This window comes from Nocardiopsis sp. NPDC101807 (assembly GCF_044766605.1).
GTDB lineage: Bacteria > Actinomycetota > Actinomycetes > Streptosporangiales > Streptosporangiaceae > Nocardiopsis > Nocardiopsis tropica.
The window spans coordinates 415632-422518 of record NZ_JBIWMK010000006.1 but is presented as its reverse complement, the minus strand read 5'-3'; the positions used below and the strand labels follow the sequence as shown (position 1 = coordinate 422518).

General features: G+C 74.3%; 5 protein-coding genes, 3 tRNA genes and 1 pseudogene. 2 read left to right on the top strand and 7 right to left on the bottom strand.

What is annotated here, in order from left to right:
- Positions 1-115: 115 nt before the first annotated feature.
- From ACIRPH_RS20740 to ACIRPH_RS20730, 3 genes and pseudogenes are all read right to left on the bottom strand, one after another.
- Positions 116-1396 (bottom strand): DUF418 domain-containing protein, encoded by a 1281-nt coding sequence (locus ACIRPH_RS20740; protein ID WP_402916667.1) that lies wholly within the window; start codon positions 1394-1396, stop codon positions 116-118.
- Positions 1397-1454: 58 nt separating this feature from the next.
- Positions 1455-1592 (bottom strand): annotated as a pseudogene (locus ACIRPH_RS20735) (MerR family DNA-binding transcriptional regulator); the annotation flags it as partial.
- Positions 1593-1838: 246 nt separating this feature from the next.
- The gene (locus ACIRPH_RS20730) at positions 1839-2855 is read right to left on the bottom strand and encodes a DUF418 domain-containing protein (RefSeq protein WP_402916665.1); all 1017 of its coding nucleotides are present in this window, start codon (positions 2853-2855) and stop codon (positions 1839-1841) included.
- Positions 2856-2975: 120 nt separating this feature from the next.
- Between ACIRPH_RS20730 and ACIRPH_RS20725 the strand changes: the two genes are divergently transcribed.
- A complete protein-coding gene (locus ACIRPH_RS20725) occupies positions 2976-4166 on the top strand; it encodes a sensor histidine kinase (RefSeq protein WP_402916663.1) in 1191 nt (396 codons plus the stop codon).
- Complete coding sequence (locus ACIRPH_RS20720) at positions 4163-4813, top strand: response regulator (protein WP_402916661.1); 651 nt, start codon at positions 4163-4165, stop codon at positions 4811-4813. Before ACIRPH_RS20725 ends, ACIRPH_RS20720 begins: the two co-directional genes overlap by 4 nt.
- Positions 4814-4907: 94 nt before the next feature.
- Here the strand turns inward: ACIRPH_RS20720 and ACIRPH_RS20715 are convergent.
- The 4 genes from ACIRPH_RS20715 to ACIRPH_RS20700 all read right to left on the bottom strand — a co-directional run bounded on the left by ACIRPH_RS20715 (position 4908) and on the right by ACIRPH_RS20700 (position 6882).
- Positions 4908-4981: transfer RNA gene (locus tag ACIRPH_RS20715), tRNA-Phe, on the bottom strand.
- A 25-nt stretch (positions 4982-5006) separates the two neighbouring features.
- Positions 5007-5081: transfer RNA gene (locus tag ACIRPH_RS20710), tRNA-Asp, on the bottom strand.
- 88 nt (positions 5082-5169) lie between these two features.
- Positions 5170-5242 (bottom strand) — tRNA-Glu (locus ACIRPH_RS20705).
- 107 nt (positions 5243-5349) lie between these two features.
- Positions 5350-6882: a metallophosphoesterase gene (locus ACIRPH_RS20700; protein ID WP_402916923.1), complete on the bottom strand. Its 1533-nt coding sequence runs from the start codon at positions 6880-6882 to the stop codon at positions 5350-5352.
- Positions 6883-6887: the final 5 nt, after the last annotated feature.

The following is a 6887-nucleotide window of genomic DNA, read 5'->3' as shown; positions in this document are numbered from 1 at the left end:
CCCGCCCCCGCGCGCCGCGGGGGCCCGGCCGCCGGGCGCCCGGCGCCGCCCCCCCCCGCCCCCCGGCCGGGGGGGGGGGGGCCGGGGGGGGGGCGCCCCGCCGGGGGCGGATCCGTCAGGCCGCGGGCTCGGGCGCGTTCCGGCGCGGGCGGGCCGGCTTCCGGTAGGTCAGCTTCCGCAGCAGGATCTCGGCCGGTCCGCGCCTGCCACTCCGGTCGAGGACCAGCGCCACGACGACGGTCAGCAGCCAGGTGCCGAGGGCCACCAGGACCGCCGTCCAGCTGGAGAGGTGCACCCCCAGGCCCAGCCCCCACGCCGCCAGGAAGGGCGCGAAGACCAACGACTGGGCGAGGTAACCGCTGAGGGAGCGGCGTCCGAGGGCCACCAGCGCCTCGACCGGGAGGGATGGCCGGGTCCGCCGGGCGGAGAGCCGGTGCGCGATGAGCCCGAAGAGCGCGGCGTAGCCCACGCCGGTGAAGATCCCGGTGTAGAAGTGCACCGAGGCCACCGCCGGGGCGTACACCGGGTCGAGCACGCCCACGTGCTGCAGGCCCAGCACCAGCCCGGGGATCCACCCGACGGAGATGCCCAGGACGGCCACCCTGCGCAGCAGCGGCAGGTGACGCACCGGGTCCTCCAGGAACCGGTGCCGCGCCGCGAGGACGCCGATCAGGAACACCGTGGGCAGCGCGAGGGAGGCCAGGCCGGACCCGAGCGCGAAGACCCAGGTGGGGAAGCGGATCGCAGCGGAGAGCAGGTAGCCGGTCTCGGCGATGCTGAGCCTTTGCATGTCGGCCGCGTTCACCGCGGGCGGGCCGCCCGGAACCATGAGGGCCGCGACCACCGACAGGGCGGTGAACAGGGCCCCCACCGCCAGCAGGACGGCGATCCAGATCTTGAGGGTGCGGTCGCTGCGGCGGAAGAACAGCGGCATCATGACGAGGCCGATCAGGCCGTAGGTGCCGATGATGTCGCCCTGCCACAACAGCAGGGCGTGCACCGCGCCGAAGACGAGCATCCACAGGTGCCGGGTGCGCAGGATCCTCCGTACGTCCTTCTCCTCCGCCCCGCGCGACTTCTGCCGGGCGTACATCTGCCCGATGCCGTAGGCGAACAGGAACCCGAACATGGTGTGGGTGCGGGCGTCCACCACGACCAGGGACAGCACCTGGGCGGCCTTGTCGGCGAGGTTGCCCTCGGCGGGGTGGAGCATGCCCAGGCCGGCGGGGGCGTCGTAGATGAACCAGGGCACGTGGGCCAGCGCGATCAGCAGCAGCATCATGCCCCGGGCCAGGTCCGGGGCCAGGGCCCGCTCGGAGACCGGGGTCGAGCCCGCCACGGCCGTGGCGGGGCCCGGGGACTCCGGAGGCGGGGTGTCAGGTCGGGTGGTCGTCATGGTGCGGGTTCCTCACTCTTCCTCGCTGCGGCCGGTACGGGCGGGTCGTGTGTCCGGTCAGGCGGCCCGTCCCGTAGCGCTTGTAGCCGTTGGCGGCGCGTTCGGGCCGGTCCAGCAGGCCGAGCTCGTGGTAGTGCCGCACGGCCTTCACCGTGGTCCCGGCGAGCTCGGCGAGCTGACGGGTGCTCCACGCCATGGCCGACCCTCCCTCCTCTGCTCCGGCGCGGTGTCTCCCGTGCCGGTGCCGACCATTGCAGACCATGCCGTCGGGGCACGGTCAACAGCGGTGGAGGGGGACGCCGCCCGGCCGACCGGGGGGGCGCAGCCCCGGGACCCCGTGAACTGCGCCTACGCGTTCCGGGCACCGCCCCGTGTGGCGAGCGACACGGTCACCCGCCGACCGGTGGCGGGGGCGGGCCGACCGGCGGTCCGCCCCCGCGCCTCATCCGGACGACGGAGCCGCCCCGACGCGCAGAGGCGGCCTGCGCGCCCATGTGGCCCAGCGCCAGAGCCATTCGACGGGGCCCTGCTGGCAGCGGCGCAACCAGAGGGTGGAGAAGAGCCACTGCGCAGCCAGGACGGCTCCCACGACCGACAGCGCCGTCCCCGCCGACGAGCCGATCGGCAGGCCGAGGACGCGGGCGGCCCCCAGGACCAGGAGCGTGGCGGTCAGGTAGTTGGTCAGCGCCATCCGGCCCAGCGGCGCGAAGAGGGCCGCCAGCACCGGTCGCAGCGGTGTTCTGAGCAGGGTCAGCAGGACGCACACGTACACCCCGGTGATCAGCAGGTCCGCCAGGAGGGACACCGGGTGCGGCGGAACCGTCTCCGGACCGGTGCGCACGCCGTTTTCCGCCCACAGGGCGAGGGCCGCACCGGCCGCGAGGACCAGTCCCAGGACGACCGGCCCCCGGGTGGACCGCTCGATCCGCCCGACCACCCCGTACCGGACCAGGGCCGAACCGACCAGGAAGAGCCCGGCGACCAGCAGGGGCCCGCCCAGGGAGACGGCCAGCGCCGTCGGGACGAGCACGGCGGCCAGCCCGGCGACGGCCCATCGCGGCAGCCAGGTCGAGGGCAGCAGCACCAGCAGGCCGACGACGGCGTAGACGGTCAGGATGTCGCCCCGCCACAGCAGCATGTGCAGGAGCCCGATCGCGAGCAGCGCCAGCAGCCGGCGGAACAGGGCCAGCCGCGGGCGGGGGGCGCGACCCGCGGCCGATTCGCACAGCAGCGAGAACCCGATGCCGAACAGCAGGGAGAGGACCGGGAGCCCCAGCCAGACGTGCGCGTCGCCCAGGAGCGGCGTCTGGACGGCGGTGCCCGCGTCGGCGATCAGCTGGATGTTGGCCACCAGGATTCCGCAGAGCGCCAGGCCCCGCAGCACGTCGAGCGCGGCGATGCGCGGCCTGGCGGGCGGGGCTTCGGTTCCGTCGCCCCGGAGGGGGGTGTCGTGTGTCATGGGTCCCGATCCTGAGGCGTGGCGCGGGCCCGGACACGGGGCGAAAGGAGGGTTCGACCGTGCCCGGGCGGTACTTTCGGCCGGTACGGCGGCGGGGGCGGCCTCTCTAGGCTGAGTGGCGTGAACAAGGGGGAAGGCCGACCCGGCCCGCCGGAGCGGCCGATGCCGTACGCCCGGCCCGGGTGGCGCAGGTGGGCGACCGATCTCGTGCTCGCCGCGCTCCTGGCGTCGGCGGTCGCCTTCCAGGCGGTCGCGATCGCGTCGACCTGGGGCGGGGGCTACTGGTGGTTCGACGCGGCCGCGGGGTCGGTGGTGGGCGTGATCGCCCTGGTGCGCCGACGCGGCCGCGCGGTGGCCGCGGCCGCGGGGACGGTCGTGGCGGCGGCCTCGGCCCTGACGGCCCGGGCGCTGGACCTGCCCGCCGAACCGGGGCCGGCCATGGCCCTCGCGGTCGCGGTGCTCATCGCCTCCGCGGTCAGGGCGCTCCCGGCCCGGTCGGCCTGCGCGGTGGCGGCCGGAGGGCTCGCGGTGATCGGCGTCAGCCTGCTCACCGAGCTGGGTTCCTTCTCCGGCATGCCCGTGGTGGCCCTGAACTCGCTCGCGTGGCTGGGCGGCGTCGCGTGCGGCCTGGGGCCGCGGCTCCTGGAAGCCCGCCGCCGGCGGACCGCCGAGCGTGTGCGCCGTGACGAACGGCTGGAGCTGGCCCGGGAGCTGCACGACGTCGTCGCCCACCACATCACCGGCATCGTGGTCCAGGCACAGGCCGGGCAGCTCGACGCCCATGGACGGCCCGGGCACGAGGAGGTGCGTGACTCCTTCACCGCCATCGAGGCCGAGGGCTCCGAGGCGCTGGCCGCGATGCGCCGGGTCGTCGGCCTGCTGCGCGAGACCGACGGGGCCTCCCTCACCGCGCCCGGCCCCGAGCGGCTCGCCGGGCTCGTCGGAAGGTTCGGGGAGCGGGGCGGACCCGCCGCCGTCCTGCGCATGTCCGAGGACGAACGGACGTGGCCGCCCGAGGTCGCGGGCACCGTCTACCGCGTCGTCCAGGAGTCGCTGACCAACATCGCGCGCCACGCCGCGCAGGCGGAGGCGGTCACCGTCGACGTCACCCGGGAGGGGGAGGACATCACCGTGGAGGTCACCGACGACTCCCCCGGCCAGCCCCGTCGCCTGCGGCAGGGCGGGTACGGCCTGGTCGGCATGCGTGAACGGGTCGAGGCCCTCGGCGGCGCCCTGAGCGCGGGACCCCGGGCCGGGGGCGGCTGGTCCGTGGTCGCCGTCCTGCCCCTGGGCGGGCGGAGGCGCCGATGACCATCCGCGTGCTGCTGGCCGACGACCAGGCGATGATCCGCGACGGCCTGCGGCGGATCCTGGAGAGCAGTCCCGACCTCACCGTGGTCGCGGAGGCGTCGGACGGCGTGGAGGCGGTCGAGGCGGCCAGGCGCCTGCGCCCGGACGTGTGCCTGGTGGACATCCGCATGCCGCGCCTGGACGGCCTGGATGTCACCCGCTCCCTGGCCGGTCCGGGGGTGGCCGACCCCCTGAAGGTCGTCGTGGTGACCACGTTCGACCTGGACGAGTACGTCTACGGGGCACTGCGCGGCGGGGCCGTGGGCTTCGTCCTGAAGGACGCGGGCCCCGCGCTGCTCGTCGAGGCCGTCCGCTCCGCGCACGCCGGGGACGCCCTGATCTCGCCGTCGGTCACCCTGCGGCTGCTGAGCCACCTGACCCCGCCGGCGTCGGGCCCCGTCCGCCCGCATCCGCTGTCCGAACGCGAGACCGAGGTGGCCCGCTCCGTCGCTCGGGGGCGCACCAACCAGGAGACCGCCGACGAGCTGTTCATCTCGGTCAGCACGGTCAAGGGGCACATGTCCTCGATCCAGGCCAAGCTCAACCTGCGCAACCGCGTTGAGGTCGCCGCCTGGGCCTGGGAGAACCGCCTGATGGACGCCGTCTAGGAGCCCGGTGTCCCGGGGCCACCTACCGACACACAACAAAGCCCCGCCACCTGTATACGCAGGTGACGGGGCCTTTGTGCATGTCTGCTCGTTGTGGCTAGGGGCGGGGTCGAACCGCCGACCTTCCGCTTTTCAGGCGGACGCTCGTACCAACTGAGCTACCTAGCCGCACTCGCCGATCGCTCGGCGACGGCGGTCCTGACGGGATTTGAACCCGCGGCCTCCACCTTGACAGGGTGGCGAGCACTCCTAACTGCTCCACAGGACCTTGTTCTGTTGTCGCGCCCGGTACGTGCCCCGGCGCGTTGCTGCGGTTCTTATTCTGCCAGACGTCCGACAGTGCTCGAACCGCGTCGTACCCCCAACGGGATTCGAACCCGCGCTACCGCCTTGAAAGGGCGGCGTCCTAGGCCGCTAGACGATGGGGGCCCGTGTGACAGGTCAAGCATAGGGGAGATTCCCACCAACACCAAAGCGATTCCCCCACCCGGGCCAGACGTCCGCCACCTGCGGGAACGCCCGCCCGACCCCGGGTGCTACGGTGTGCGGCCGTCCCTGCCGCCCTCCGTCTCCGGCACCTGCGGGGGGTCACCGACAGGGCGGTCCGGGTCGCCCTCGATGTGCCGTTCGACCTGGGCCGACGTGAGGCCGATGCCGCCCAGGTCGATGTCGTCGCGCGCCTGGAGGCGTCCGCTCTCGGCGTCGAAGTACAGCACCGACGCCTGGTACGGGGTCGGCCGGTCCGGACCGTGATCAAGGCCACGCAGACCCGCGCCCCCGGTGGAGCCCTGGACGAGGAACCTCGTGCCGAGGTCGGTCAGCTCGGTGGATCTCAGGTGGTCCCCGCCGGTCAGCACGAGGGGCACCACCCCGTCGAACGCCTCGGCCTGCGTGCGCGTGTGCATGAGGGCCACGTCCACGTCCTCGCGGGAGCCGATGACCTCGCCGGCCTCCTCCTCGCCCTGCGCGGCCACCCCGGCGGCGTCGGGGTTGAGGCGGGTCGCGTCGGGGGAGTACCGGGGGTCGCCCGAGCCGTAGAAGGTGAGCCCGCCCACCTCCTCGACGGCGCCGTCGAGGACCACGCTGTTCGGCTGGGCCTCCACCGCGCGCTGCGTGCCCATGGAGTCGTGCTGTCCGCGCACCCACACGTAGGGCACGTCGAGCTTGCCGATCTCGTCGGCGAACACGTCCTCGGTGGCGCTGCCCCGGTCGGTGATGTCGCCGGAGTCCACCACCATGTCCACCCCGTACTGCTCCCGGAGGGTGCGGATGATGCTCCACGACGCGGGGTTGAGCTGGATGTCGGACACGTGCAGCACCCGGATCACCGTCTCGTCCTCCTCGTACACGGGAAGGGTCGAGGTGGCCTCGTAGAGCATCGCGACGTTGCCGACCAGGCCCGCCAGCTGCTCCTGGTACTGGCTGAAGCGGCCCACCACCTCCTCGGCGCTGCCGACCACCTGCGGGGCCCCCGCGATGAGGCCGGTGTAGCGGGGCTCGGCGATGGCGCTGGGGTTGAAGGTGCCCGCGGCGGCGGCGCCCGAGGCCACGAGGACGGCGAGGGACGCGGCCGCGCTGCCCGCGGCCCGCCGGGCGCTCCTGAAGAGCAGGAGGCCCATCAGGGCCGCGCCCAGGGTCGCCGCGAGGACCGCGCGGACCAGCAGTGCGACCACGCCGTCGCGCAGGTCCGAGCCGATGCCCGCGGCCATCCGGTTGATGGCCTCCGGGTCGGCGAACATCTCCTGGGCCGCCGACAGCCGGATGTCGGAGATCGTCGCCTCCAGCTTCAGGGGCGCGCTGTGCGTGTCGAAGGCCAGCTGGCCCAGCGGGGCCACGTCGACGACGGTCTCGCCGCGCCACTGGGGGGTCAGGCCCAGGGTGACGTCGGCCGGGCCGATGGGGGTGACCACCTGTCCGCCCAGCGCAAGGCCGAGCCACCCTCCGACGAGCCCGGCGGCGACGACGCACCCCCACCGCCACGCCCGCCCGGCGCGCACCCGGTCGAGAGCGGCGCGGAGCCGCGCGAGGGCCCCACGGAAGTCGTGACCGCGGATCGCTTCCCAAGACAACACAC